Consider the following 25,192-nt stretch of genomic DNA (forward strand, 5'->3'; position numbering starts at 1 on the left):
TATAATTCCTTACCCAATGTAAGGAGTTTTCACCATGCCCGCTGCCACGCTGACTTCCAAGGGACAAATCACTTTGCCTGCCGCCGTGCGGTCGGCGCTGGGGCTGCACGCGGGCAGCAAGGTGGACTTTGTTCCGGTGAAAGATGGCTTCAAGGTGGTGGCGTTGCACGCGGATGTTGTGTCGCTCAAGGGCCGGTTTGCCGGGCGGGTAAAAAAGCCGGTGAGCATTGAAGCCATGGACCAGGCTATTGCCGCTCAGGCTATTGCGCGCCACCGGTAAAACGCGTGATTGGACTCGACACCAATGTGCTGGTGCGTTATCTCGCGCAGGATGACGCAAAACAGGCGGCACTTGCTACCCGGCTGGTTGAAAAGCAGCTGAGCATTGGCGCCCCGGGATTTATCAGTCTCGTTGTGCTGGTCGAGCTTTGCTGGGTGCTGCAAAGGCTCTACAGCGCCACATCGGTTGAGCTGGTCACGACGGTAGAGGATCTTCTGGGTACACCGCAATTTCGCATTGAGCGACGCGATGTCGTTCAAGCGGTGCTGCGGCAAATCAACAGTGCCAAAGCGGGCAAGGCCGGCTTTGCCGATGTATTGATCGCGAAGCTGGCCGAGAGTGAAGGTTGTACGCGGACCCTGACTTTTGACAAACTTGGCGCGCGCTTTTCCGGAATGACGCTGCTCGACTAGGCGGCGGAACGCTTATTTCTTGTCCGCCGCCTCCGGCAACTCGATCTTGACTTCGAGCACGTCCAGGTTGTCCTGACGCTCGAGGTTGACCTTGATGTCGTTCGGGTCGATCTTGATGTACTTGGAGATCACCGCGATCAAATCACGCTGCAGGGCCGGCAGGTAGTCGGGCTCGTGGCCCTGGCGGCCCGAGCGTTCGTGCGCCAGGATGATCTGCAGCCGTTCTTTGGCGACGCTGGCGGTTTTTTTCTTTTCGCCGAGCAGGAAGGAGAGGAAGGAGGCCATGGCGGTTTACTTTCCTCCGAACACGCGTTTGAAGAAACCGACCTTGGGCGCGTCGATGAAGCGCAGCGGCTTGTCCTCGCCCAGGAAGCGCGCGATCACGTCCTTGTAGGCCTCGGACACATCGCTGCCTTCCATGTGGACCGCGGGCACACCCTGGTTGGAGGCCTGCAGCACCGACTCGGACTCGGGGATCACGCCGATCAGCTTGATGCGCAGGATGTCCTTGATGTCTTCCAGTGAAAGCATCTGGCCCTGGTCCACCCGGCTCGGGTTGTAGCGGGTGATCAGCAGGTGCTCCTTGATCGGATCGCCCCCTTCCATGCCGCGTTTGGTCTTGGACGACAACATGCCGAGGATGCGGTCGGAGTCGCGCACCGAAGACACCTCGGGGTTGGTGACCACCAGCGCCTCGTCGGCAAAATGCATGGCCATCAACGCACCGGTCTCGATGCCGGCCGGCGAGTCGCAGACGATGTATTCGAAGTCCATGTCGGCCAGGTCCTTGAGCACCTTCTCGACGCCTTCCTTGCTCAGCGCTTCCTTGTCGCGCGTTTGCGAGGCGGCCAGCACGAACAGGTTGTCGCACTGCTTGTCCTTGATCAGCGCCTGGTTCAGGTTGGCCTCGCCCTGGATCACGTTGATCAGGTCGTACACCACGCGGCGCTCGCAGCCCATGATCAGGTCGAGGTTGCGCAGGCCGACGTCGAAGTCGATGACGGCGGTCTTGTGGCCGCGCAAGGCCAGGCCGGTGGCGAAGCTGGCGCTGGTGGTGGTCTTGCCCACACCGCCCTTGCCGGAGGTGACAACGATGATTTTTGCCATGGGGGAGAAGTCCTTAAAGAATGGGAAGGGAAGGTTGTTCTGCTATCCGTTCGTCCTGAGTCTGTCGAAGGATGGCTGCGAACCCTTCGACAAGCTCAGGGGGAACGGAAAGACTGCAAAAACGTGCGGGCGTCATGCCTTGCCTGAGACCTTGATCGGTTCCATCACCAGCTTGTCGCCGTCAGGTCCGGGCACCAGGCGCACCTGCGTGGGCTGTCCCCACACGCCTTCGGGCAACGGGTTTTCGCTGGTGCGGTAGATGCCGGCAATCGACAGCAGCTCGGGCTCCAGACTGAGCGCAAAAATGCGCGCATCGGCATTGCCGCGGGCACCCGCCATGGCCTTTCCGCGCAGCGGCGCATAGACATGGATGTGGCCGTCGGCAATCACTTCGGCGCCTGCGTTGACCATGGCCAGCACGACCAGGTCGCGCCCGCGGGCGTACACCTGCTGGCCCGAGCGCAGCGGCTTGTCGATGACCAGCGCGCCCGGCGGTGGCGCGGCCAGGGCCGGTGCTTCGACGGGCGGCGCTGCCTGCAAGCGGGTGATCGGGGGCTCCTGCGTGCGGGCGGCGGTGATGCGGGCATCGGGCGCGGCGAGCAGGCCGGCCGCCTGCGCTGCGTCCATCTGCGCCAGGTTGCCGCCGCGCACGGCGACCGGGGCGACGCGGTAGCTGCGCAGCAAGGTCATCAAGGTTGCGAAATCGATGGCGCGCTCGTCGGCAGCCAGTGCCGACAGCTCGACCACCAGCGGGTCGTTGTCGAAGAAGTCGGGAATGTCTCCGAAGCGCAGCGCCAGGTCGCGCGCGAGTGCGTCCAGGTCGGGTGACTTGAGCAGCAGCGCGACCAGGGGCAGGTTGGCGCTTTTGATTTCGAAGGTGGCGGGGGAGCTGGCCGGGAGGGCAACGGTCATGGATGCGTGGACGCCGCGTTTGCGCGGGATAAATGAACAATCGGTCGCGTTGGGGAGGCCCAGGAAGCGTAGCCCGAAAAGGCACGAATCTTAACAGTGCCGAATGTCTCAGTTGTGAGGGAATGAAACGTACGCGGCGTTCAGGGGCTGGTTTTCATATGGCGCATCGCGCAGCGACCGGGCCGGACCACGAGTTTGAGGCCCAATCGGCCGCCAGCCGAGGTCAGGCAAGCGCTGGCAGCTATGAATGCAGGAGCAAAAGCAGCCCGTCAGGCGCTGGGCTGGATGTTGCGCGCGCTTCCCAGCAGGGTAGCGCACAAGGCCTCGTCGCCTGCGGCGTTGACCGCGTAAACGTCGGAGGCGCAGACCGTCAGCAGCTTGCCTGCGCTGACGACGCGGCCGCGTGCGCGCAGCAGCACGCCCTGCGCAGGCGCGACCAGTTTCAGCGTGGCGTCCACCGTGGCGTTGATCCAGCCCGGCGCCAGCAGCGTGCCGGCGGCGGCCACGGCGGCGAAGTCGGCCGCGGCGAACACGGCGGTGGCCTGCAGCTGGCCAGGGCGAAAGCAGAAGCTGTCGAGCACCGGCATCTCGAGCTCGACCTCGCCCGGGGAAATGCGTTTGAAGACCAGGCCCAGGGTTTGCGCCATGGGCATGGCGAGCACGGCGCGCGCTAGCCGGGTGAAGTCGGGGGAAGTGTTCATGCGGCTGTCCTTTTGCGTGAGGGGGTGATGACCGGCCAGGGCGGCTTGGCCGACTTGGTGTTTGCCTGTGCATTTTTGGCCAGATGGTCGCGCTGGCGTTTTTTCATCCACGTGATGTGTTCGACCACTGCGCGGCGCTGGTCCTTGAGCTTGACCATCTGTGCATCGATGTCGGCCACGCGCTCCTGCATGGCTTGCAGCATGTCGTCAAAGGTCAGCCGGCCGCTGCGGTAGGCCGGCAGTTGTGCGGCGATCGCCTTGAGCGAAAAGCCGATGCGACGCGACATCGCGATGAAGACGACCTCGCGCCGCATGGCCTCGGTGTAGTCGCGGTAGCCGCTGGGCCGGCGCGCGGGCAGCAGCAGGCCCAGCCTTTCGTAGTGGCGCAGGGCATGGACGGAAACGCCGGTCTGGGCGGCCAATTCGGAGATCTGCATGAAAGGCAGCTTAGCAAGCCTCGTCCTGCGCGAAGCTTGGGCCGGCGGCTCCGGCTGTCGCCTCGGCGTCTACCCTCACAGACGGGTCCTACATCCATGCGGCTTGACAACCCTCAAGTGCCGGCCCGCAGTGCGGCCTATATTGAAAGGGTGGGTTGGTGTATCTGACCCCAAGGAGTACTTATGACGATCAAGCCATCTTCAGTCGCCGCGTTGTTGTGCACGGCATTCTTGCTCGGTGCTGGCCTGGTGCGGGCGCAACCCAGCACCATGCCCGACAACGCCACCAAGGTACCCCCAGAAATGGGAGTGAAGCCGCCCCTGCGCGGCGCCAGTGCGGCCAAACCCGCCGATCTCAAGCCGCGCATGCGGCCGGAACTGAAACCGCGCATGAAATCCGACGAACTCATTCCTGAAATGCGCTCCGAGCAGCGGCCGGAGATGAGCCCGGGCATGCAGCCGAACAGCCAGAAACCACTGCGGACGGACGCCAACACCAAACGCGGCGGAACTCCGGCCAATTGAGGGGGCGACATGATCAAGAACTCTTCGTTGCTGCTGGCCCTGCTGCTGGGCAGTGGCCTGGCGGCCGCGCAAAACCAGCCCCCCACGCCGGGCATCAACCGCAACCCGGCCTACCGGGAGCAATTGCCGCCCAATCCGGTGCCCCCGCCCGACGCGCGTGACACGGTGGTGCCCAATCCAGGCCCCGGTGACCCGCGCGACTCGGACACGCGCCCTGTGTCGCCGTCGGCTGTGACCGACGGCCGGGAAACAGCCATTCCGGGGTCCGCCAGCACCGGGCCCACCAACCCGGTCACACCCGCGCCAGGGAGTACCCGGCCTTAAACGATTTCGCCGTTGAGCACGGAAAGGTCGGCCAGCCAGGCGGCATAGGCCGCTTCGCGTTCTTCAGCAGGCATGCGCAGCAGGGCCGAGGGGTGCAGGGTAACCAGCACCTTGCGGCCGTCATCGCGCTCGAGAATCTGGCCGCGGTGGGCCATCACGGGCACAGCGCGGCCCAGCAGGGACCGCGCTGCGGTTGCGCCCAGCGCCACCAGCAGACCGGGCTGCACCATGGCGATTTCGTCGTCCAGCCAGTGCTGGCAGGCAGCGGCTTCGCGCTGGCTTGGCGTCTTGTGGATGCGGCGCTTGCCGCGCAACTCGTACTTGAAATGTTTCACTGCGTTGGAGACAAAGACCTGCTCGCGCTGAATGCCGAGCTCGTCGAAGGCGCGGTCCAGCAACTGGCCGGCCGGGCCGACAAACGGCCGGCCCAGCAGGTCCTCCTGGTCGCCGGGTTGCTCGCCGACAAACATCAGCTTCGCCAGCAGCGACCCTTCGCCGCCGACGGACTGGGTGGCGCAGGCGCCGATGGGGCATTCGCGGCAATGGTTGGTGGCTTCACGCAGCTGCGCCAGCGAACGCTCGGGGGCGTCTTCATCGGACGCCATGGTCACGGGCAAGACCTTGATGGTCGGCAGGCGCCGCTTTGGGCCGGCGGCCACGTCATCGACCATGCGGGCGCTGCGCGCGTGTGCGCCGGCGGCCAGTGGCGCGATCAGCGCGGCCTCGGGCAGGTTGTGCCAGTACTTGCGCGGCATTTCCTTTTGCATCATCTTCATCTTCAGGCGCGCAGGGTTGAAGATGTTTTCGTAATAGGTGAGCCAGAGTTTCTCGCCGGCGTCGGGCGGCGGTGCGTCGCTTTTGCTGGCGCCGGGCCCGAAGCGCAGTTGGGCCAGCCCGCCGCCGGGCCGCCCCAAGGCGGGCGACGCCCCCTCGGGGGGCAGCGAGGACACAAAGTGCCGAGCGTGGGGGCGTATGTAATCCCATTGGATGCTGCGTTCGGGCGTGAGTACGGCCCAGCGCATCTGCGTGAAGCGGCGCGCAAAAAACGGCGCGATCGCCTCGACGATGTGGTGCTCTGGCTCGAACCACGCCACATGCAGCGGGCCGCCCTCGGGATGGTTGCGAAAGGTCTCGTCCTGTACCGTGCGAAAGCGCACAAAGGCCTTCATCTTGTGCATGTCCCGGCGCACGGCCTGCGCCATGTGCCCGGCCTTGATCATGTCGGCGTCCAGCGGGTCGTGCCGCAGGCCGGGCTCGTGCACCAGCCGCCACAGGATGCGATAGAGCAGGCCGAAACGGCTGGCGTCGCTGTGCAGGATGGCGGTTTCGCAGAGGGTGACGTATTCGGGCGGCACGCTGACCGGCGGGGCGTTGGCAAAGGCGGCGTTGTGGATGGCGGTGGTGGCCGCGACGGCGCCGGCCAGGGGTGAGGCAAACAGGTCCTGCACGGGGGTGTCGCTGCTGTGCCAGCTGACCTGCTCGGGCAGCATCTGCTGCGCCAGCAGGGCGCGCGCCGCACGCCGGAACCCTTCGAGGTCGGCCGGGCCCTGCAGGGTCACCGGCAACAGGGCCTGCGGGAAAAGATCGTTTGTCAGCAGGTCATTCATCACGCCCATGCCAGAGTCCTTTCTTTGCGGAGCGCCTCGGCGCCTGAGTCCGATGGTGCGCCCGATGGCGCGAGCGGGCGTGTAGGCAAAGGTGCCGACAGCGTGGGCGCCGCCGCCGCGCCGATGGGGTCGTCAAACAGGTCGGACTGCACTGCGCGCGGCGCGAGCCGGGCCGCCAGGCCTGCGGCGTCAAGGCTGGCGCCGGGCTGGTGGTCGGCCAGCAGCACAAAGGGCAGCACTTTCCTGAGCGGCACATGCAGGCGCAGAAGGTCGTCGGCACGCAGCCGCCGCACGCGGCGCGTCTGCAGGATGCGTGCGACCGCCTTGACACCGAGGCCGGGCACGCGCAGCAGCAGCTCACGCGGCGCGCGGTTGAGGTCTACCGGGAACTGGCCGCGGTGCGACAGGGCCCAGGCGAGTTTGGGGTCCATGTCCAGCGACAACATGCCGCTGCCCGCAGCACCGGTACCGGGACCGGCCGGCACGATCTCGTCATGCGCAAAGCCGTAAAAACGCATCAACCAGTCGGCCTGGTAGAGCCGGTGTTCGCGGATCAGCGGCGGCTGGCGCAGGGGCAGGCGCTGCGAGGCGTCGGGGATCGGGCTGAAGGCCGAGTAATACACACGCCGCAGCCGGTAGGCGCCGTACAGCGTGGCGCTGGCCTGCAGGATGGTGCTGTCGCTGGTGGCGTCGGCGCCGACGATCATCTGCGTGCTCTGGCCGGCCGGCGCAAAACGCGGCGCGGCGCTGCGGCCCGCCTTCAGTGAACGCGGCAGCGAGATCACGCTGGTGCGTGCGTCATCGTGGGCGGCGCCGCGCGCTTCGTCGATGTGCACGCGCATGCGGGCCATGGAGCGCTTGATGGCGGCGCTGTCTTTTTCGGGCGCGAGCGCCTGCAGGCCTTCGACCGTGGGCAGCTCGACGTTGATGCTCAGGCGGTCGGCGTACAGCCCGGCACGGGCGAGAAGCTCGGGCGAGGCATCGGGAATGGTCTTGAGGTGGATGTAGCCGCGAAAGTCATGCTCTTCACGCAGCACGCGCGCGACCTCGACCACGCGCTCCATGGTGTAGTCGGGGCTCTGGATGATGCCCGAGGACAGGAACAGGCCCTCGATGCAGTTGCGGCGGTAGAAGTCGAGCGTGAGCTGCACCACCTCGTCCACCGAAAAGCGGGCGCGCGGCACATTGCTGCTGACGCGGTTGACGCAGTACACGCAGTCGTAGGTGCAGAAATTGGTGAAGAGGATTTTCAGCAGCGAGATGCAGCGGCCGTCGGGCGCATAGCTGTGGCAGATGCCGGAACCCCCGGTCGAACCGATGCCCTTGCCGCCCACCGAGTTGCGGCTCGTGCTGCCGCTGGACGCACAGGAGGCGTCGTATTTGGCCGCGTCCGCCAGGATCGCGAGCTTGCGCTGGGTGGTGGTGAAAGACACTGTATCAATATACAGCAATGCCAGAAAAAAGCTGTATTTATTTACAGTAAATCCCTGTCCCCGAAAAGGCCATGAATGCTGCGTTATTGATAGCTGCTTGCGCCCGTCTGGCAAGGGCTGGTGGCCAGAATGGCTACTGTCCGTAGGCGGGACGAGCCTGGTCAGGCTTGCGGTAGCGGCGCCCCGGCCGTGGCCGGCGACCGGGCGCGGGCTTCCACGACAAGAAAGGCTGCGGTGGCCACGGCCAGCGGCGCCAGGTAATACAGGCCGCGGTAGACCACCAGGGCGGCCAGCAGCTCGTGGCGCGGCGTCTGGTGCGACAGCAGGGCGACAAACACGGCTTCGAGCACGCCCAGACCGGCCGGGACGTGGGTGATGACGCCGGCCACCGCGCCGACCAGCAGCACGCTGACCACGGTGGGGTAGTCAATTTTCTGCTGCAGCAGCAAAAAGATCACGCCGCCCATGATCATCCAGTTGGCGGCGCCCATGCACAGCTGCAGCAGCGCCATGCGCGGCGAAGGCAGCACCAGCTCCTGATTGCGCAGGGTGAAGCTGCGCCGGCGCGAGAAGGCGCACACAAGCAGGTAGGCCAGGCTCACGGCCAGCAGCACAAAGCCCGCGATCTGCAGCCCGCCGGTGCCGACTTTCCAGCCCGGTGGAAGCGCTGGCGTGTGAAATGAGAACAGGACCCCGGCCAGCAGCAGGTAGCCCATCCAGTTGGTCAGCATGCTCAGCGACATGACGCGGGTGATGACTCCCACGGCCAGGCCCAGCCTTGAATACAGCCGGTAGCGCAGCGCGACCCCGCCGACCAGCGAGCCCAGGTTGAGGTTGAGTACATAACTGATGAAGGTGACCAGCATCACGGTGGGTATGGGCAAGGTGTGGCCGGTGTAATGGCGCCCCAGCAGGTCAAAGCAGCTGTACAGCGCCAGGCTGAGTGCCGCGAGGGCGGCAGCACCGAGCAGTGCGGGCAAGGGGTAGTCGGCCAGCGACGCAAGCACCTGATGCCACTCGATGGCCCGTGCCTGCTCGACCAGCAGCCAGGCGACCAGGGAAAAAAACACCAGCGTTGCCGTGCGTTTGAACCAGGGCCACCAGACCTTGCCGGTCATGCCGGTTTTCTGGGGCCCGCGCTGGCCCGGCAAGGCGGGCGGGATGTTCATGAGACCCGGCCTTCGTTGACATGGCTGACTTTCGTGTCCACCCCGGTCTGGCCCAGCAGCTTTTCGGCCAGGGTCAGGCGCGGCGTGTGGGCCGGCAGCCAGCCGAACCAGGCCGGGTAGCGACGCAGCAGATGAAAGACAAAAAAGCTGCGCAGGCTGACCCAGAGGCCGGTTTCGGCCACGTCGCTGGCCCGGATCAGCGTGCAGCTGTTTTGCATCAGCTGCTCAAGGTGTTCGCCCAGATGCTGGTTGAAGGCGCCGTCCTTGATGATGATGTTGGCCTCCAGGTTCAGCGACAGACTGAGCGGGTCGAGGTTGCTGGAGCCGATGGTGGACCATTCGTCGTCGGTCAGCGCAACCTTGCCGTGCAGCGGGCGCTCGTGGTATTCGTGGATCTTCACACCGGCCGCCAGCAGGTGGTGGTACAGCAGGCCGGCGGCGATCTTGACAATCGGCATGTCGGGCTCGCCCTGCAGGATGAGGTGCACATCCACGCCGCGCCGCGCTGCCTTGCGCAGCTGCCGGAGCAGGCGGTAGCCCGGGAAAAAGTAGGCGTTGGCAATGATGACGCGGCGGCGCGCGCCGCGGATGGCGATGCGGTAATGGCGCTCGATGTCGTTGCGGTGGTTCACGTTGTCACGTGTCACGAAGAGGGCATCGCAGGGGCCGGCGGCCGGCATCGGGGTGCTGGTGGGCGAGGTTGCGGTGGCCGGCCGGCGCTTGAGAAGCCGGGCCAGGCGGCTGCCAGGCGCTGGCGGCTGCTGGCCGAGCAGGAGCTGGGCCAACACGAACTGGTGCACCTCGGCGACCAGCGGCCCTTCCATTTCAACCGCATAGTCCTGCTTGGCCTCGGGCCCGAAGTCGGCCAGATGGTCGGCCGAATAATTGATGCCGCCGACAAAGGCGCGTTTGCCGTCGATCACCACGATCTTGCGGTGCATGCGGCGAAACAGGTTGGTGCGGTAGCCCCACAGGCGCGGGCTGGGGTCGAACACATGCACCCGCACGCCGGCCTGCGTGAGCCCCAGGATGAAGGCCGGTGAGAGGTCCGGGGAGCCGTAGCCGTCGATGGTGATGTCGACCTGCACGCCGCGCCGCGCCGCGCTGATCAAGGCCTGCTGCAGCGCCAGGCCGACCTTGTCTTCAAACAGGATGAAGGTCTCCAGCAGCACCTCGTGCCCGGCCGCTGCGATGCATTCGAACACCCGCGGGAAAAAAGCCTCGCCGTTTTCCAGCAGGGTGAAGCGGTTGCCGGCGACCCAGCGACCGTTCATGCGTTGATCTTTCGAGCCGGCCCCTGGCGCATGCTTCAGAACTCGATCTCGGCGGCCAGGGGAGCGTGATCCGACAGGTGCGACCAGGGCTTGGGCGGCAGCACGACGGGCGAATGGCCGATCGCGTTGCGCACATAGATGCGGTCCAGCGACAGCACCGGAAAACGCGCCGGGAAGGTGCGTGCCGCCTTGCCGTTGGCATTGACGAAGACTTCATGCATGGCGGCGCCCTTTTCGAGCACCGCGTGGGCGCGGCGCCGCCAGTCGTTGAAGTCGCCTGCCGCGATCACCGGCGCGCTGGCCGGGATGTCCTTGTGCACCATGTCGCAGAGCATGTGCAGCTGCTTGAGCCGGTGAGATTCAGCCAGGCCCAGGTGCACGCAGATGGCGTGGACATGGGTGTCGCGCCCGGGTACTTCCAGCACGCAGTGCAGCAGGCCGCGGCGCTCGGGGCCGCTGATGGACACGTCGCGGTTCTCGAAGTGGACAATGGGAAACTTCGACAGCACGGCATTGCCGTGGTGGCCGTTGGTGTACACGGCGTTGCGGCCGTAGGCAAACTGCGGCCAGATGGAGTCGGCCAGGAATTCGTAGTGCGGCGTGGCCGGGTAGTTGGCGACGCGGCTTTCGTTCCGGGCGTGGGTGCCGGTGACCTCCTGCAGGAATACCACGTCGGCGCCGACCGTGCGCACCGCTTCGCGCAGCTCATGCAGGATGAACTTGCGGTTGAAGAAGGTGAAGCCTTTGTGGATGTTGACCGTCAGGACCTTGATGGAAAAACTCAATGCGGCCGTGGCAAGGGCCTGCTGGGTCTGCGCCAGTGCATCGGCCTCGTCGGGCGGCGCATTCACCACGGAGACGGAGGGTGCGACGGGCTCGCTGGGCTTGAGAGGCGTTTCGGAAGAGGGCATGGCGCGGCAAGATGGGCAAAACGCTATTGTCGCGCGGCCGTGCCCAAAGGCTGTAGGACAGCAAGCCCATTTGCCGTGTGGCGGGGCTTTCTCCCGTATGTCAAGCCTCTGTAAAGGTTGGCGTCCTACGCCCTTCAGGGGGCCTTTCCGGCAGGCCCGAGCCGGCCTGGGCCGTAGATTCGAGTTACCCGGTTCCGACAAGGGCTGGCGTCTGCAGATGCCTTTCGGGTGCCTGCAGGCTGGCAGTTACTTCAGAAGGTCACGACCTGTCCGGACCTGCCTGTTTCATCACAAGGAGTTTGAAATGAACAAGTTTTCCATGCGTTCCCTCTCTGCCGCTGCGGCCCTGACCGCCACGCTGGCTTTTGCCGCCCATGCCCAGGTGGGTGTCGGCGCTGACGTCGGTGTACGCACCGGTGTCAACAACAACATCAGCAGTGACGTGCGTGCCAACGCAGGTGTTGGCGTGAACGCCACCGCTTCGTCGTACGGCACGGCCACACGCAGCGACAGTTCGATGGGCGCCAACACCGACACACGTGCCGGTGCGCGGGTCTCGGGCAGCGGCGTCAAGGGCGCGGTCAGTCGCACGGCCAACCGCACTGAAAACGCGGTGGAACGCGGCGCCAATGCGACGGCCCGGGTCGGTGCGCGTGCCGGCAACGCGGTGGGCAATACCGCCCGCCGTGCCGGCAACAGCATCCAGAACGCCCTGCCCGCCAGCGCGCGCGGCAATGGCCAGGTGAATGTGCAGGGCTCGGGCGCGCTCGAGGCGAAATAAGCCCGCGCTCACCACAAGGTCCAGCGGGGCCGGGTTGCCGGGGAATGTCCCCGGTGGCCCGGCCCTTTTTTTTGCCCGCGTGGCTGGCGTCTGCGCGCTGTGCCGTATGCTGCGTCTGGTTCCGGCGTGGCCCACCCAGGCCACCCCCGCCGTCGTTCACCCACTGAAAAGGAGTCCTCCATGCCCCGCGCCATCCTCGATGAGTCCCGCATCCATCCGGCCATCCAGGGCAAGATCGCCCGCCATGAGCAGGCCATCGTGCAGGAGGTTCAGTCCGCCGTGGCCGCCCATGCGGTGGTGGTGGTCGGCATGGCCATGAACCCGTTTCCGCGCAAGGCGCGCCGCGCGCTGGATGCGGCCGGGGTGGCGCACCACTACCTCGAATACGGCAACTACCTCAACACCTGGCGCGAGCGCAATGCACTGAAGATGTGGACCGGCTGGCCCACCTTTCCCATGGTTTTTGTGCGTGGCACGCTGATAGGCGGAGCGACCGACCTGGACAAGCTGATCGCCAGCGGCGAACTCAAGGCTTTGGTGGGCGGCTGAGGCCGACCTCAGGCGGGGCAACGTTAGCGACAAGCGTGGGCTTCTTCTCTACCAGCAGGGGCCGCGGAACCGGCTTTGCCGGGCCGCAGGCGCAGCGCCCCCTCGGGGGGCAGCGCAGTACGCGAAGCGACAAGCGTGGGGGCGCTTTTTGGGGGGCCCTATTTCTGACGTGGCCGTGAAAGGCCCCGGTCGGGCTGCGACAGGGTGCCGGCCCGCAGGGCCTTGACCGCGTTGGCCACGGCGCTGGCGACGTTGCGCACCTCGGCCTGCATGGGCTCGTCGGCGTCCAGGGCGGCGTGGCTGGTGGCATACGGCGCGTAGTAGCCGACAAACCGGTCCAGCCGTGCCTGGCTGCCGGCGTCGATCAGCCCCATCCAGTCGAGCCAGTCGGACAGGCCGCGCCGGACGCCTTCGATGCCCGCGACATCGCCATGCACGACCAGACCGTAGGCGCGGCCGGCGAGGTGTTGGGGGTAGTCCCAGCCTTCGAGTTCCAGCGCCTTGGCCTCAAGGGCTTTCTTGCCGTGGGTGCGGCTGGGGTCGGGGTTGCCGCCGTCGGCGCAGACCAGCCGGTCGATCATGAGCTTGAGCGGGCTGGGTGACTGGTACCAGTAGACCGGTGTCACGATGATGACCGCATGCGCCGCTGTCCAGCGCTCGTAGATCTCGTTCATCCAGTCGCTGGTTTGCCCCTGGGCGTGGTTGGGGTAGCAACTGCAGGGCCAGTGGCACAGCGGCATGGCGGTGGACACGCAGCCCTTGCAGGGGTGGATGTTGAGGTGGTAGCTGGAGGTCAGCAGGCTGAGGTCGAGCACATCGGTCTGGATCTGCGCCTGCGCCAGGGTTTCTTCGGCCCACTGCACCATGCGAAAGGTTTTCGAGATTTCCCCGGGGCAGGTGCCGTCGTTGCGTGCCGAGCCGCAGACCAGCAGCACGCGCGATGGCGTGGCCGGGTCGGCCCAGGCCGCCTGGGCCCGGTCGATGCGTTCTTTTGTCGCCAGCCACTCGACGGACAGGTCGTAGTCCGGGTCGGCGTAACCGGGGCCGGCCTTGCGGGTGCGGGGCGCCTTGCGGCCTTCCTGGTAGGCGTCCCAGGCAATCGCCTCCACGCGGGAGATCGCTTCTGCTTCGGCCTGGAAAGCCGGGTCCATGAAAGACTCCATGAAACGTTCATGGAACACGCTGCGCGTCAGAGGGGCCGGCGCCTGGCCTTTGCGGATGGGGGTCATGCCGCCAGTTTAGGCAGGCAGCCGGGTGTAGAAACGCAGCGTGGGTCTCGTCCTACGCGCGATGGCGTCGGCGTCTGGCGCTGCGGAAATGATGGGTAAAAAGTGTCTTCAGCCCAATACCAGCGTACGCAAGCAGCTCCTGAAAACATAGCAGTTCAAGAGCCGACCGCCATGAAAAAAGCCTGCGTCACGCCCGTGAGGGACGCGGCGCAGGCCGGGGTCGGGTGGCGGTCAGGGCGGCGCAGGCCGCCCTGAACCGGAAAGGCTCAACCCTTGTGGTGCTCGCCGTGGTGTCCACCATGGCCCATGCCGCCCTGGCCTTTGCCGCCGTGGCTCATGCGCTGGCTGTCAAAGACTTTCTGCTGCTCGGGGCTGAGCGCGGCATAGAAGGTTTTGGTGGCATCGCCGCGTTTGTCCATGGCGGCATTCATCTCGGTCATGCGCTGGGCGCGCAGGGCACGCATCTTGTCGATGCGTTCGGGCGTGCTCAGCTTGTCGAACTCGGCCTTCATGGCAGCGCGGTCGGGGCCGGTGCCGCGAACCGGCGGCTGCATCGAAGCGGCGAAGGTTGTCCACGCGCCTTCCTGGGCCGGTGTGAGCTTGAGTTTGGCCTTGAGCTCGGCCTGGTGCTTGGCGATGCGCGCCTGCATTTGGGCCGGGTCGTGGCGACCCATGCGGTCGCCGTGGTAACCGCCGGCTTTGGCCGGAGCGCCTGCCGTGGCAGGCGCCGCAGGGGTGACGGTTTGTGCCGTGGCGGCCAGGGCCGCGGTGGCCATGATGCCGGCAAGAACCAGGCTCTGGACAGATTTCAGGGGTTTGAACATGGAGGTCATGAAAGCTTCCTTTCGGTAGAAGACAAGCCTGTTGCCGGAATGGCGTCAGGTTGAAGGGAAGTTTGCGCCGCCTGTGTAAGGGCGCCATGAGGCGCAGGTCAGGATTTCGTAAAGTTTTTTGTCGGGGCCGGGGTCGCGCCTGCACCGGCGAGGTCGTCGAGAATGGGGCAGTCAGGCCGCTCGTTGCCCTGGCAGCAGTGGATCAGGTGACCCAGGGTGGTCTGCATGGCCTGCATGGCGGCAATGCGTTGCGCCAGTTCGTCGGCGTGTTTTTTTGCAATGCGCCGCACGCTTTCGCTGGCGCGGCGGCGGTTTTGCCACAGGCTGACCAGTTCGGCGATTTCAGGCATGGAAAACCCAAGCTCGCGCGAACGCTTGATGAAGCGCAGCGTGTGCACCTCGGCCTCGCTGTACTGGCGGTAGCCGCTGTCGCTGCGGTGCACATGCGGCAGCAGCCCCAGCGACTCGTAGTGCCGCACCATCTTGGCCGACACGCCGGACTGGCGTGCGGCTTCGCCGATGTTCATGACCCCTGTCATGTCACGCCGGTTCTGCGACGGTGTAGCCTTCCTCGGCGATGGCTGCGGCAATCGCCTCGCGGGACAGGGCGGACGCCACGTCCACGGTGCCGGCGGGGCGGTCGATGGTGACCTGGGCCTGCGGGTCGAGGGCCTTCACGGCCTGGGTCACGGCGCGTTCGCAGTGACCGCAGGTCATGCCTTGGACGTTGAAACTCTGGTTCATGGTGTTTCCTTCTGGATCGGGTTGTGGATGCCTGCAGTTTGAACCTTGCCACCATGGTAAGGTCAAGACAGGCTCGCCAAAACCCGTATGGCGCGTGGGGTTGATCTGGATCAAGGCTTGACCTTGCCATCATGGCAAGGTTGATCATCCATCCCATGACTACTTCCACCACCACCCTCTCCTCTGCTGCCGCTGCTTCTTCCGCCAGCTCCGCCACCCTGGACCTGGGCGTCGGCGGCATGACCTGCGCGTCGTGCGTGTCGCGTGTTGAAAAGGCGCTGAAAAAAGTCCCCGGCGTGCAGAACGCCACGGTGAACCTGGCCACCGAATCGGCGCGGGTAAGTTATGCGCCTTCGCCGCAGATGGACGCGCAGATCCGCCGCGCGGTGCGCAATGCCGGCTACGAGCCGCGAGCGGCCGAAGAGGCCATGCCCGAAGACCTGTCGCCCTGGGCCGGCTTTGCACCGGTGGCGATCGGCCTGTTGCTGTCGGCGCCGCTGGTGGTGCCCATGCTGGGCGACCTGCTGGGCAAACACTGGATGCTGCCTGCCTGGCAGCAGTTCCTGCTGGCGACGCCGGTGCAGTTCATTCTGGGCGCGCGGTTTTACAAGGCGGGCTGGCATGCGCTGAAGGCGCTGAGCGGCAACATGGACCTGCTGGTGGCCATTGGCACCAGCGCGGGCTGGGGCCTGTCGATGTGGCTGTGGCTCAGTGCCGAGGCGGACACCATGCCGCACCTCTACTTCGAGGCTTCGGCGGTGGTGGTGACGCTGGTGCTGCTGGGCAAGTGGCTGGAGGCGCGTGCCAAGCGCCAGACGACGGCGGCGATACGCGCGCTGCATGCCTTGCGGCCCGAGGTCGCGCACGTGCTGCAGGGCTCGGGCGAGGAAGCCGACCTGCCGGTGGCCGAGGTGCTGCTGGGCGACCGCCTGGTGGTGCGGCCGGGCGAGCGCATCCCGATGGACGGCCTGCTGCAGGAAGGGCAGACGCAGGTGGATGAATCCATGCTCACCGGCGAGCCGCTGCCGGTGACCAAGCAGCCTGGCGACAAGCTCACCGGCGGCAGCATCAACGGCGATGGCCGGGTGGTGCTGCAGGTGAGTGCCGTGGGCAGCGAAAGTGTGCTGGCGCAGATCATCCGCCTGGTGGAAGACGCGCAGGCCGCCAAGGCGCCGATCCAGCGGCTGGTGGACCAGGTGTCCGCGGTGTTTGTGCCGGTGGTGCTGGTCATCGGCCTGCTGACCTTGCTGGGCTGGCTCTGGGCCGGCGCCGGGATGGAAACGGCGCTGATTCACGCGGTGGCCGTGCTGGTGATTGCCTGCCCCTGTGCGCTGGGCCTGGCCACGCCGGCAGCCATCATGGCGGGCACCGGGGTGGCGGCAAAAAACGGCATTCTGATCAAGGACGCCCAGGCGCTGGAACTCGCACACAAGGTGGACACCGTGGCGTTTGACAAGACCGGCACGCTGACGGTCGGGCGGCCGCGGCTGGTCGCTTTTGTCGCCGCACCCGATGTTGACGAGGCGGCGCAACTGGCCATCGCGGCCAGCCTGCAGAGCGGCAGCGAACATCCGCTGGCGCGTGCCGTGGTGGCCGCTGCGCAGGAGCGCGGCATGACGGTGGCGCAGCCCGACGGTCTGCGCGCGGTGCCGGGCCGTGGCAGCGAGGGCGAGGTCGGCGTGCGCAGCTACCTGATCGGCAGCCTGCGCTGGATGGACGAGCTCGGTGTCGACCTCGGTGCGCTGGCGCCGCAGGCACAGCGGCTGCAGGGCGAAGGCGCGACGCTGGCGCTGCTGGTGGAGCGCACCACGCAAGGCCTCAGTCCGCGTGCGCTCATGGCCTTTGCCGACGAACCCAAGGCCGGGGCCAAAGAGGCGTTGGCAGCGCTGCGGGCGCGCGGCATCCGTATCGTGATGATCTCCGGTGACAACCAGGGCGCGGCGCTGGCCATGGGTGCGCGCCTGGGGCTGGGCGCCGATGAGGTCATGGCCGAGGTGTTGCCCGGTGACAAGGCCGCGAAAGTGGCGGCGCTGAAGGTGGGCGGACATACCGTGGTGATGGTCGGCGACGGCGTCAACGATGCGCCGGCGCTGGCGGCGGCCGATGTCGGCATGGCCATGGGCACGGGCACCGATGTGGCCATGCACGCGGCCGGCATCACGCTGATGCGCGGCGACGTGGCGCTGGTGGCCGGTGCGCTGGACATCTCGCACCGCACGGTGATGAAGATCCGGCAGAACCTGTTCTGGGCTTTTGCCTACAACGTGGCCGGCATCCCGCTGGCGGCGCTGGGTTTCCTGAGCCCGGTGGTGGCCGGCGCGGCGATGGCGCTGTCCAGCGTCAGTGTGATCTCGAACGCCCTGCTGCTCAAGCGCTGGCGGCTGCGCAGGGATTGACCTGGATCAAGGTTTGGCGCATGCGCCTGTGACAAGCTGCCGCCATGACCCATTCCTCACTGCAAATCATCCGCGACGAGCATGCGGCCGTGGCCGCCGTGCTGCGCTCCCTTGTCATGATGATGGAGCGGGGTCCGGGCGACGAACCGGAGCGCTTTTTTGACGTGGTGCGCGCGATGCTGTTTTACATTGACGAGTTTCCCGAGCGGCGCCATCACCCCAAGGAGTCGGACCTGCTGTTTCCCCGGCTGGCGCGGGTGGCGCCCGAGCTGATGCAGGTGATACGCCGGCTCGAATCCGACCACATGAACGGCGAAGGCAAGGTGCGCGAACTGCAGCACCTGCTGCTGGCCTGGGAGCTGATTGGCGAGACGCGGCGCGCCGCCTTCACTGAGGCGGCGCAGGCCTATGTGGGTTTTTACCTCGAGCACATGCGCACCGAGGAAACCCAGATCCTGCCGGCCGCCCAGAAGGCCCTGACGGCCGAGGACTGGGTGCAGCTGGACGCCGCCTTCCAGCAGGATCGCGACCCGCTCGCTGGCGGCCTGCGCGACCCCTGTTACGACCGGCTGTTCACGCGCATCGTGCTGACGGCGCCGGCGCCGATTGGTGTGGGTGCTGCCTGAAAATCAGGTAAAAGAGGCCTGTAGCCCGCATGGATTGGGCGCAAGCAGCTATCTGTTTTGTAGCAATGTAAGCAGGACGCGAGGACCAGGCCTTAAAACGACTGCTTGAGTCCGACGCTCAGAAGGGTCTCGCGCTTGCTGCGGCCCACGGTCGCATCGAACTGGAGCCGGGGTGTCAGGTGGGTGCGCGCCCCGACCTGGAAGGTGGGTTTGGCCAGCCGCTGGCCGAATGCCTCCACATGCACGGTGGATGCGCCGAATTCGCGTTCATGGGCCAGCCCCCAGGTTGCAACGCCGGGCCCGCCGGCAGGCCGTTGCCCTCCCAGGTTGACATGGGTCGCACCCCACGAGCTGTTGCAGCTCAGCAGGCCGTTGAGGTAAGGCGTGGTGCCACTTTGTCCGCGGGTTTGCGTCGCGCCCAGCACGGCCGCTGCATTGCAGCCGGCCTCTTGCGACGGGGTGATGCGCCACTTGGCCTGCAAGGTCTGGCTGGTGGTCGCGGGGGGGGGGGGGCGCGGGACCCCGCAGCGCCCAGCTCCAGGCCATCGACCGGGGCGTAGGCCGGTGCCACCGTCCAGGTGTGGGCATGGCCCGGCTGGCGCGCGTACCAGCCCTCGACGTGGCCGGTGCCTGCGTCGTCGGTGTTGGCGTCGTCCACCGTCAGCGGGCGCCCGGCATGGGCCGACAGACAGGCCAGCAGGCCGGCGATGACCAGCAGCGGGCGAAACAGAAAAAACGGCGGCATGAAGACCATGCCGCCGAGTTTAGGGGAGAGCCGCGGGAATCAGGCCAGCGCGGGGTAGTCGGTGTAGCCCTTGGCGCCGCCGCCGTAGAAGGTGGTTTTGTCGGGGGTGTTGAGCGGCGCGCCTTCGCGCAGGCGGCGCACCAGGTCGGGGTTGGCGATGTAGGGCCTGCCGAAGGCGACCAGGTCGTCACCGTCCTGCACCGCCTGCCCGGCCAAGGCCAGGTCGTAGCCGTTGTTGACCATCCACGCGCCCTTGCCGCCCGCTGTGCGGTAGGCCGCCTTGAGTGCGGCGTAGTCAAACGGGCGCTCGGGCAGGTCGCGCGGGCCGCCGGTCGCGCCTTCGATGATGTGGATGTAGGCCAGGTTCAGCGTGGCCAGTTGCCTGACCACGTACTCGAACAATGGCTGCGGGTCGGCGTCGAACGCGTCGTTGGCCGGGGTCACCGGCGACAGGCGAATGCCGGTGCGGCCGCCCCCGATGGCGCCGGTGATGGCGCGGGTGACCTCCAGCAACAGGCGGGCGCGGTTTTCGATGCTGCCGCCGTAGTCGTCGGTGCGCTGGTTGGAGCCGCTCTTGAGGAACTGGTCCAGCAGGTAGCCGTTGGCGCCGTGGATCTCCACGCCGTCGAAGCCGGCGGTTTCGACCGCGTTGCGCGCCGCTGCCTGGTAGGTGTGCACGATGCCGGGCAACTCGCCGGCGTCCAGGGCGCGCGGCTCGGAGGTTTCGACAAAGGTCGGCGTGCCGTCCTTGATGAGCACGGTTTTCGTCTTGGCCGTGATGGCCGAGGGCGCCACCGGCTTGCCGCCGTGAGGTTGCAGGTCGGTGTGCGAGACGCGGCCCACATGCCAGAGCTGGACCACGATCTTGCCGCCGGCCTGGTGCACGGCGGCGGTGACCTTTTTCCAGCCGTCGAGTTGCTCGGTGCCGTACAGGCCCGGAACGTCCGAGTAACCCTGGCCCTCGTGGCTGATGGCGGTGGCTTCGGTGACCAGCAGGCCGGCGCTGGCGCGCTGGGTGTAGTACTCGGCCATCAGGGGGGTGGGAATGGCGTCGGGCGCGCGGTTGCGCGTGAGTGGCGCCATGACGATGCGGTTGGCCAGGTGCAGGTCACCGGCTTGGTTGGGGTCGAAGAGGGTTGGCATGGGTTTTATTTGTTTTGGGTGGTTGGGAAAACTGCAGTGTGGACTCGGTTCGATTGGCTTGTGCAACACGGGTTGCTGGATTCGTGATATTTGCAGATGGGGTTGTTTTGCAAAATCCCCGAAAAATCTTTGCATACCGTTGCGGCTGCGGTGTTCGTTGAGCTTGTTGGCCGGGGGTTGCCCGGCGGCAACTCACTTTTCTTTGTCTCGCCAAAGAAAAGTAAGCAAAAGAAAGGCGACCCGATGGTCTGGGTCCCCTGCGCTGCGCTACGGGGCAACCTGCGGTGCTCGCCGAAAACGGGGTCGAGCTCGAACTCGCCTTCGGCTCAGACAATCGCTCGCCCTGATCCGTTTTCGGCTGCGCTCCTCGGCCCAGCCCGACGGGTGGTGGGAAAAGACAAAAAACCAATACGGGGAGACGTGCGCGCGCGCAGCGCGTCATGTCGGTCGTAAGCGGCGGTCATGTTTGCACGCGAGTGCAGCACACGCGGCCAAATGAAGTCCCCCTCCATCGCCCAGCGGGGCGAGGGAGGGGTTAGGGGTGGGAGTGGGGAGTTAGACCTACTGCCCAAGGCGAACCGGGATCGCAGCGTGACGCTCGATCCCCGGATCAAGTCCGTTTACTTCAGCAAACCTTCATGCCGCATAGCCGCCTGCACCGCAGGCCGAGCCGCCATGCGCTCGCGAAAAGCCGCGATGTTGGCAAAGCCGGTGATGTCCACGCCGACACGTGGTGCCCAGTTGGTCACGGTGAACAGGTAGGGGTCGGCCACGCTGAAGGTGTCGCCCATCAGGTACTGCTTGCCCTTGAGCTGGCCGTCCACCCAGGTCAGGCGCGACATCAGCCGGTCAATCACCTGGGGTTTGTAGTCGGCCGGTGTGGCCGGGTTGAACAGCGGGCTGAAACCCTTGTGCAGCTCGGTACTGATGAAATTGAGCCAGGACTGCAGCTGGGCGCGCGCCACCGTGCCGTTGGCCGGCGCCAGGTTTTTGGCCGGCACCTGGTCGGCGATGTACTGCACGATGGCCGGGCCTTCGGCCAGGCGTGTGCCGTCGTCGAGTTCGAGCAGGGGCACATAACCGAGCGGGTTGATGGTGTAGTAGTCGGTGCCGTCTTCAAGCTGATGGGTCTTGGTGGGCGCCAGCACATGGTCGAAGCTCAGGCCGGATTCGTGCAGCACGATGTGGGGTGCCAGCGAACAGGCGCCGGGGGAGTAATAGAGTTTCATGGGTTTCCTTCGGGGGTGGGGGAGGGGCGCAGCGAGCGCAGACAGGGGCTCACCGGAGGCTTCCATGCTAGCCGGTGCCGGGTTTTCGTGCAGGGACTCGCCGCGATGGGTTCGTGGCAGGCGTTTTCACAGACAGCGCGGTTGCCGGATTGAACCCGGCGGCCCTTTTGCGGCTTGCGCCGGCAGCTATGAAAACAGGAGTGCGCGGGCTGTCCGGTTTGTCCTACACCGGCGTGCGCCGGCTGCTGATTCGGCGCGCGCGGCCCGGCTCCTACCATTTCCACTACGGCTGCGACGCACGGGCACTTGCCGGGCGCCTTGTCAGCCTTCCTGGAGAGACACCATGTTGAAATTCGCCATCGTTTTTGCCCTTATTTCGCTGATTGCCGGTGCGCTGGGCTTTGGCGGCATCGCGGCCGGTTCGGCCGGCATTGCAAAAATCCTGTTCGGCCTGTTCCTGATCCTGGCTGTGGTGTTCATCGTGCTGGCGGCGCTTGGCGTGGGCGCGGCCAGGAAGGCGCTCAAGTAAATGCCCGCCCCGGTGTCATGGAACCCTTTTGCCCTGTCTCCCATGAACCGGCCCGACCCGGATGACAAAAGCCGCAACGCAGAAGTCAGACGTGTGGACGGCCAGGGGGCCAGCATTGCCCAGCTTCTGCTGGTCGCCCGCCTGCGCGCGCGCACCCGGCGCGACCTGGCGATGGACTCGCTGGAACGCGCCGCCCAGGTCATTTTCGTGACCTGCAGGAACTGGTTTTCACCCTCGCGTACTCGCGATGGGCGGGCATCACCGGCAGCGCCACGCGCGCCGGCGTCTGCCCCATCCGACAACAACAACAACAACAACAACAACAACAACAACAACAACAAGGACCCTGATGCACACCGCCACGATTGACTGCCTGCTGGATTACGACGTTGCCAGTCCCTCCCATTTCTGCTTCAGCATCGAGGCGGCTTTTCACGACGCGCACCGCGTGGTGGAGGAGCGGCTGACCGTGACGCCCAGCGTCAAGGTGCGCCATTTCTGTGACGAGCGCAGCGGCAACCGTTTTTTCCGGCTGGACGCCTCGCGCGGCCAGCTGTCGGTGAACTACCACGCACAGGTGGAGCTGCACCATGCGCCGGTGCCCCTGCATCTGGAAGAGGCGGCGGTGACGGCGGTTCCCGACGACGTGCTGCGTTACCTGATGCCCAGCCGCTACTGCGAGTCCGACATCATGAGCCGCGCGGCGCAGCAGCTGTTTGGCCACCTCTCCCCGGGCCTGTCGCGGGTGCGGGCGATTGAAAGCTGGATCCACGATTCCATTCACTACCTGCCGGGCTTCAGCACGTCCACCACCACGGCGCAGGAAGTGTTTGTGCAGCGCGCTGGCGTCTGCCGCGACTTTGCGCACCTGGGCATCACCCTGTGCCGGGCGCTGAACATTCCGGCGCGGCTGGTGGTTGGTTATGTCTATTTTGACGAGCCACCGCAGGACTTCCACGCGGTCTTCGAGGCCTGGCTCGATGGCCGCTGGGTGCTGTTCGATGCAACCCGCATGGCGCCGAACGATCGCCTGGTGCGCGTCGGCACCGGGCGCGATGCCAAGGACGTGGCCTTTGCCACGATTTTTGGCAATGTGCAGATGCTGCGCAAGGAGCTGGTGGTGGACCAGGGTGACAGGCCTGCGGACCCGGCGGGCGACGCCTTGCCGTCGGCCTTGTCCATGGCCGCCTGAACGGCGGACCGTTCAGTACTTCAGGACTTGTAACTCTCATCGATCCGGTCGAGCTTGCGGATCAATGAAGGCCAGGCAAAGGCGCCACCCAGGCCGCCGGTCTGCACCCGCATGGCTTCAGCCACGCCCTTGACGATCAGGGGATTGACCTCTATCAGCTCGCCCCCGGCCTGGGCGTCGAGCTGGATGCGGCAGGTGTTTTCAAACGTGTACATGCTGAGGAAGGCGTCGGCAATCGTCTTGCCGACCACCAGCAGGCCGTGGTTGCGCAGCATGAGGAAGTTGGCCGTGCCCAGGTCGGCCTGCAGGCGCGGCTTTTCGTCGTCACGAAAGGCGACGCCCTCATACGCATGGTAGGCCAGCGAACCCAGCACAAAGGTCGACTGCTGGCTGATCGGCAACACACCGCATTTCTGCGCGCTGACGGCCACGCCGGCGCGGGTATGGGTGTGCAGCACGCAGCCGGCGTCCGCCCGGGCTTCATGCACCGCGCTGTGGATCACGAAGCCGGCCGGGTTCACCGGGAAGGCGGAGTCGATGACCTTGTTGCACTGCTCGTCGACCTTGACCAGGCTGGACGCGGTGATCTCGTCGAACACCAGGCCGTAGGGGTTGATCAGGAAATGGTGCGCGCCGGCGCCGCTGACCGATTCGGGCAGCTTGGCGCTGATGTGCGTGAAGACCAGGTCGCTCCAGCCGTACAGCGCCACCAGCCGGTAACAGGCCGCCAGGTCGCAACGCAATTGCCATTCTTCGGCGCTGACAACTTCCTTGAGGGAGGGAATATGCATGAGGGGTCTCCTGAATGGGTGGGATGTTGCACGATACGCCAGTGCGGGGGCGGTGACGGTCACCCGTTTGACAAGCGCCGGGCTGGCGGTGGCCGGTCCCGGGGTGCTATAAAAAGAAGAGCTGTCGGCGCCCGTTCCATGGGGGCTGAGGGCAGATTTGACTCCGAATCGGGGCCGGCTCAGTGCCTCAGCAGCCCGGCGGCCGCACTGAGCAGCCAGGCCTGCCGGAACTCGCTGGGGCTCAGGCCGGTGTGCCCGCGGAACACGCGGCTGAAATGCGAGAGGTTGCTGAAACCCCAGGACAGCGCGATGTCGGTGATGGGGCGCGCCTGCGGCCCGCTCTGCTGCAGCTCGCGGATGCAGGCCTCCAGACGCAGGTGCAGGATGTAGCTGGCCAGGGTGTCGGTTTCGCCGGCGAAGGCGTTGTGCAGGTGGCGCTTGCTGCAGTTGAGGGCGTGGGCGATCTGCTCGATGGACAGGGCCGGGTCGCGCAGCCGGGTGCTCACGTAGGCGCGGATGCGGTCCTTCAGGGCTTCGCGCTGCGTCACGGCCGTGGCCTGCCCGGCCAGTTCGATCAGCGACAGGCGCACCAGCTGGGCGATCAGTTCGCCGGCGCCGCGGGCGGCGGCCGCGCTCATGTTGGGCAGTTCCTGGTAGGTGCTGCGCATGGTGGTGAGCGCCACCCGTGCGATGCCGCTGGCGCCGCCCACGTGGCGTGCCATCAGGTTTTCCATCGGCAGGCCGCGTTCCATGATCTGCGCCTTGGGCAGCATCACGATCAAGTGTTCCACGCGTTCGGGGTTGTCCACCGCGTAGGAGCCGGTGGTGTCGTAAATGGTCCAGGCACCGGGGCTGACCCAGGCGCGCCGGCCCATCTGCTGGACACCGGCGCGGCCCTGCAGCGGCGCGACGATCTTGAGGTAACCCCCATCGCTGGCACGCACCATGTCCGGGGTGCGCACGACGCGGTGACGGTTGGCTTCGAGCCGCGTCAGCACCACGTCGCCTGCCTGGGCCGACACCATTTCACCGTCGAAGTCGGTGTCGCCGTAAAGGTCGGACTCCAGGCCGCCGAAGTGTTTCCAGACCCACTCGCGCCACACCGGCGCTCTGTCACGCGGTGCGAAATTGTCGGTGGATACCAGGGTGGCCGCAGTCATGCTTGTCTCCGGTTGGGGCGGTGGGCCCATGACAAAGATTATGGGTGTTGTGTCTTGTCCTGTTGTGGTTTCGGGTCGAGGGTTAACCCGGATCGCCGTGCGCTGGCCGACAACTGCTTTGTGCGCGCTCAGCAAAGCGGGGCAAGCCGGCC

30 protein-coding genes are annotated in these 25,192 nt (G+C 66.1%); 11 read left to right on the forward strand and 19 right to left on the reverse strand.

Annotated features, from left to right (window positions below; translation table 11 throughout):
• Nucleotides 1-34 precede the first annotated feature (34 nt).
• The gene (locus PSV26_RS04635; protein ID WP_300568313.1) at nt 35-280 is read left to right on the forward strand and encodes an AbrB/MazE/SpoVT family DNA-binding domain-containing protein; all 246 of its coding nucleotides are present in this window, start codon (nt 35-37) and stop codon (nt 278-280) included.
• A gap of 5 nt (nt 281-285) precedes the next feature.
• Nucleotides 286-693 (forward strand): PIN domain-containing protein, encoded by a 408-nt coding sequence (locus PSV26_RS04640; RefSeq protein WP_300568315.1) that lies wholly within the window; start codon nt 286-288, stop codon nt 691-693.
• A 12-nt stretch (nt 694-705) separates the two neighbouring features.
• Here the strand turns inward: PSV26_RS04640 and minE are convergent, their stop codons facing one another.
• The 5 genes from minE to PSV26_RS04665 form a co-directional block, all read right to left on the reverse strand.
• Nucleotides 706-978, reverse strand: a complete 273-nt coding sequence (minE, locus tag PSV26_RS04645) for a cell division topological specificity factor MinE (protein ID WP_300515268.1) — start codon at nt 976-978, stop codon at nt 706-708.
• Between the two features lie 6 nt (nt 979-984).
• Complete coding sequence (gene minD, locus PSV26_RS04650) at nt 985-1,800, reverse strand: septum site-determining protein MinD (RefSeq protein WP_300515265.1); 816 nt, start codon at nt 1,798-1,800, stop codon at nt 985-987.
• A 132-nt stretch (nt 1,801-1,932) separates the two neighbouring features.
• Nucleotides 1,933-2,712 carry a septum site-determining protein MinC gene (minC, locus tag PSV26_RS04655; RefSeq protein ID WP_300568318.1) on the reverse strand — a complete coding sequence of 260 codons (780 nt, stop codon included), beginning with the start codon at nt 2,710-2,712 and terminating at the stop codon, nt 1,933-1,935.
• A 269-nt stretch (nt 2,713-2,981) separates the two neighbouring features.
• A complete protein-coding gene (locus PSV26_RS04660; RefSeq protein WP_300515260.1) occupies nt 2,982-3,413 on the reverse strand; it encodes a PaaI family thioesterase in 432 nt (143 codons plus the stop codon).
• Nucleotides 3,410-3,850, reverse strand: a complete 441-nt coding sequence (locus PSV26_RS04665) for a MerR family transcriptional regulator (RefSeq protein ID WP_300568321.1) — start codon at nt 3,848-3,850, stop codon at nt 3,410-3,412. The genes PSV26_RS04660 and PSV26_RS04665 overlap by 4 nt, the downstream gene beginning before the upstream one ends.
• 183 nt (nt 3,851-4,033) lie before the next feature.
• Here PSV26_RS04665 and PSV26_RS04670 point away from each other — a divergent pair, with 183 nt between their 5' ends.
• Nucleotides 4,034-4,375, forward strand: coding sequence for a hypothetical protein (locus PSV26_RS04670; protein ID WP_300515254.1), 342 nt, complete (start codon nt 4,034-4,036; stop codon nt 4,373-4,375).
• A 9-nt stretch (nt 4,376-4,384) separates the two neighbouring features.
• Nucleotides 4,385-4,699, forward strand: a complete 315-nt coding sequence (locus tag PSV26_RS04675; protein ID WP_300568323.1) for a hypothetical protein — start codon at nt 4,385-4,387, stop codon at nt 4,697-4,699.
• Here PSV26_RS04675 and PSV26_RS04680 read toward each other — a convergent pair.
• The 5 genes from PSV26_RS04680 to PSV26_RS04700 form a co-directional block, all read right to left on the reverse strand.
• On the reverse strand, nt 4,696-6,315 hold the full coding sequence (locus PSV26_RS04680) for a UdgX family uracil-DNA binding protein (protein WP_300568326.1): 1,620 nt from the start codon (nt 6,313-6,315) through the stop codon (nt 4,696-4,698). The genes PSV26_RS04675 and PSV26_RS04680 overlap by 4 nt on opposite strands.
• The gene (locus PSV26_RS04685) at nt 6,306-7,739 is read right to left on the reverse strand and encodes a putative DNA modification/repair radical SAM protein (RefSeq protein ID WP_300568329.1); all 1,434 of its coding nucleotides are present in this window, start codon (nt 7,737-7,739) and stop codon (nt 6,306-6,308) included. Before PSV26_RS04685 ends, PSV26_RS04680 begins: the two co-directional genes overlap by 10 nt.
• A gap of 161 nt (nt 7,740-7,900) precedes the next feature.
• Nucleotides 7,901-8,908 carry a lysylphosphatidylglycerol synthase domain-containing protein gene (locus tag PSV26_RS04690; RefSeq protein WP_300568332.1) on the reverse strand — a complete coding sequence of 336 codons (1,008 nt, stop codon included), beginning with the start codon at nt 8,906-8,908 and terminating at the stop codon, nt 7,901-7,903.
• Nucleotides 8,905-10,182 carry a cardiolipin synthase ClsB gene (gene clsB, locus PSV26_RS04695; protein WP_300568335.1) on the reverse strand — a complete coding sequence of 426 codons (1,278 nt, stop codon included), beginning with the start codon at nt 10,180-10,182 and terminating at the stop codon, nt 8,905-8,907. Before clsB ends, PSV26_RS04690 begins: the two co-directional genes overlap by 4 nt.
• Before the next feature lie 35 nt (nt 10,183-10,217).
• Nucleotides 10,218-11,093, reverse strand: a complete 876-nt coding sequence (locus PSV26_RS04700) for an endonuclease/exonuclease/phosphatase family protein (RefSeq protein WP_300568338.1) — start codon at nt 11,091-11,093, stop codon at nt 10,218-10,220.
• Nucleotides 11,094-11,397: 304 nt separating this feature from the next.
• Between PSV26_RS04700 and PSV26_RS04705 the strand changes: the two genes are divergently transcribed.
• Complete coding sequence (locus tag PSV26_RS04705) at nt 11,398-11,874, forward strand: hypothetical protein (protein ID WP_300568342.1); 477 nt, start codon at nt 11,398-11,400, stop codon at nt 11,872-11,874.
• A 180-nt stretch (nt 11,875-12,054) separates the two neighbouring features.
• Nucleotides 12,055-12,423, forward strand: a complete 369-nt coding sequence (locus tag PSV26_RS04710; protein ID WP_300568345.1) for a glutaredoxin domain-containing protein — start codon at nt 12,055-12,057, stop codon at nt 12,421-12,423.
• Between the two features lie 158 nt (nt 12,424-12,581).
• On the opposite strand, the gene PSV26_RS04715 is transcribed toward PSV26_RS04710, so the two are convergent.
• The 4 genes from PSV26_RS04715 to PSV26_RS04730 form a co-directional block, all read right to left on the reverse strand.
• Complete coding sequence (locus tag PSV26_RS04715; protein WP_300568348.1) at nt 12,582-13,652, reverse strand: NAD(P)H-dependent oxidoreductase; 1,071 nt, start codon at nt 13,650-13,652, stop codon at nt 12,582-12,584.
• A gap of 266 nt (nt 13,653-13,918) precedes the next feature.
• Entirely contained in the window at nt 13,919-14,485 is a 567-nt protein-coding gene (locus tag PSV26_RS04720; protein ID WP_300515225.1) for a Spy/CpxP family protein refolding chaperone, read from the reverse strand.
• Nucleotides 14,486-14,583: 98 nt separating this feature from the next.
• Nucleotides 14,584-15,012 (reverse strand): Cu(I)-responsive transcriptional regulator, encoded by a 429-nt coding sequence (cueR, locus tag PSV26_RS04725; protein WP_300515222.1) that lies wholly within the window; start codon nt 15,010-15,012, stop codon nt 14,584-14,586.
• 13 nt (nt 15,013-15,025) lie between these two features.
• Nucleotides 15,026-15,229: a cation transporter gene (locus PSV26_RS04730; protein WP_300568351.1), complete on the reverse strand. Its 204-nt coding sequence runs from the start codon at nt 15,227-15,229 to the stop codon at nt 15,026-15,028.
• Nucleotides 15,230-15,384: 155 nt separating this feature from the next.
• Between PSV26_RS04730 and PSV26_RS04735 the strand changes: the two genes are divergently transcribed.
• On the forward strand, nt 15,385-17,625 hold the full coding sequence (locus PSV26_RS04735; RefSeq protein WP_300515217.1) for a cation-translocating P-type ATPase: 2,241 nt from the start codon (nt 15,385-15,387) through the stop codon (nt 17,623-17,625).
• 44 nt (nt 17,626-17,669) lie between these two features.
• Nucleotides 17,670-18,251: a hemerythrin domain-containing protein gene (locus tag PSV26_RS04740; RefSeq protein WP_300568354.1), complete on the forward strand. Its 582-nt coding sequence runs from the start codon at nt 17,670-17,672 to the stop codon at nt 18,249-18,251.
• Between the two features lie 92 nt (nt 18,252-18,343).
• On the opposite strand, the gene PSV26_RS04745 is transcribed toward PSV26_RS04740, so the two are convergent.
• From PSV26_RS04745 to gstA, 3 genes are all read right to left on the reverse strand, one after another.
• Entirely contained in the window at nt 18,344-18,733 is a 390-nt protein-coding gene (locus PSV26_RS04745; RefSeq protein WP_300568357.1) for a hypothetical protein, read from the reverse strand.
• Between the two features lie 302 nt (nt 18,734-19,035).
• A complete protein-coding gene (locus tag PSV26_RS04750) occupies nt 19,036-20,139 on the reverse strand; it encodes an alkene reductase (RefSeq protein ID WP_300568360.1) in 1,104 nt (367 codons plus the stop codon).
• Between the two features lie 620 nt (nt 20,140-20,759).
• Nucleotides 20,760-21,368, reverse strand: coding sequence for a glutathione transferase GstA (gstA, locus tag PSV26_RS04755; protein ID WP_300568363.1), 609 nt, complete (start codon nt 21,366-21,368; stop codon nt 20,760-20,762).
• 343 nt (nt 21,369-21,711) lie between these two features.
• Here gstA and PSV26_RS04760 point away from each other — a divergent pair, with 343 nt between their 5' ends.
• The 3 genes from PSV26_RS04760 to PSV26_RS04770 are packed head-to-tail and all read left to right on the forward strand — an operon-like array spanning nt 21,712 to nt 23,089.
• Nucleotides 21,712-21,897 (forward strand): DUF1328 domain-containing protein, encoded by a 186-nt coding sequence (locus tag PSV26_RS04760; RefSeq protein WP_300515204.1) that lies wholly within the window; start codon nt 21,712-21,714, stop codon nt 21,895-21,897.
• Nucleotides 21,898-21,939: 42 nt separating this feature from the next.
• Entirely contained in the window at nt 21,940-22,266 is a 327-nt protein-coding gene (locus PSV26_RS04765; RefSeq protein WP_300568366.1) for a hypothetical protein, read from the forward strand.
• Nucleotides 22,247-23,089 (forward strand): transglutaminase family protein, encoded by an 843-nt coding sequence (locus PSV26_RS04770; RefSeq protein ID WP_300568368.1) that lies wholly within the window; start codon nt 22,247-22,249, stop codon nt 23,087-23,089. Before PSV26_RS04765 ends, PSV26_RS04770 begins: the two co-directional genes overlap by 20 nt.
• A gap of 20 nt (nt 23,090-23,109) precedes the next feature.
• Here PSV26_RS04770 and PSV26_RS04775 read toward each other — a convergent pair whose 3' ends face one another.
• Complete coding sequence (locus tag PSV26_RS04775) at nt 23,110-23,880, reverse strand: class II aldolase/adducin family protein (RefSeq protein ID WP_300568370.1); 771 nt, start codon at nt 23,878-23,880, stop codon at nt 23,110-23,112.
• A gap of 179 nt (nt 23,881-24,059) precedes the next feature.
• Complete coding sequence (locus PSV26_RS04780) at nt 24,060-25,040, reverse strand: helix-turn-helix domain-containing protein (protein WP_300515195.1); 981 nt, start codon at nt 25,038-25,040, stop codon at nt 24,060-24,062.
• Between the last annotated feature and the right edge of the window lie 152 nt (nt 25,041-25,192).

It is taken from the genome of Polaromonas sp., from assembly GCF_029945685.1.
Classification (GTDB): Bacteria; Pseudomonadota; Gammaproteobacteria; order Burkholderiales; family Burkholderiaceae_C; genus Polaromonas.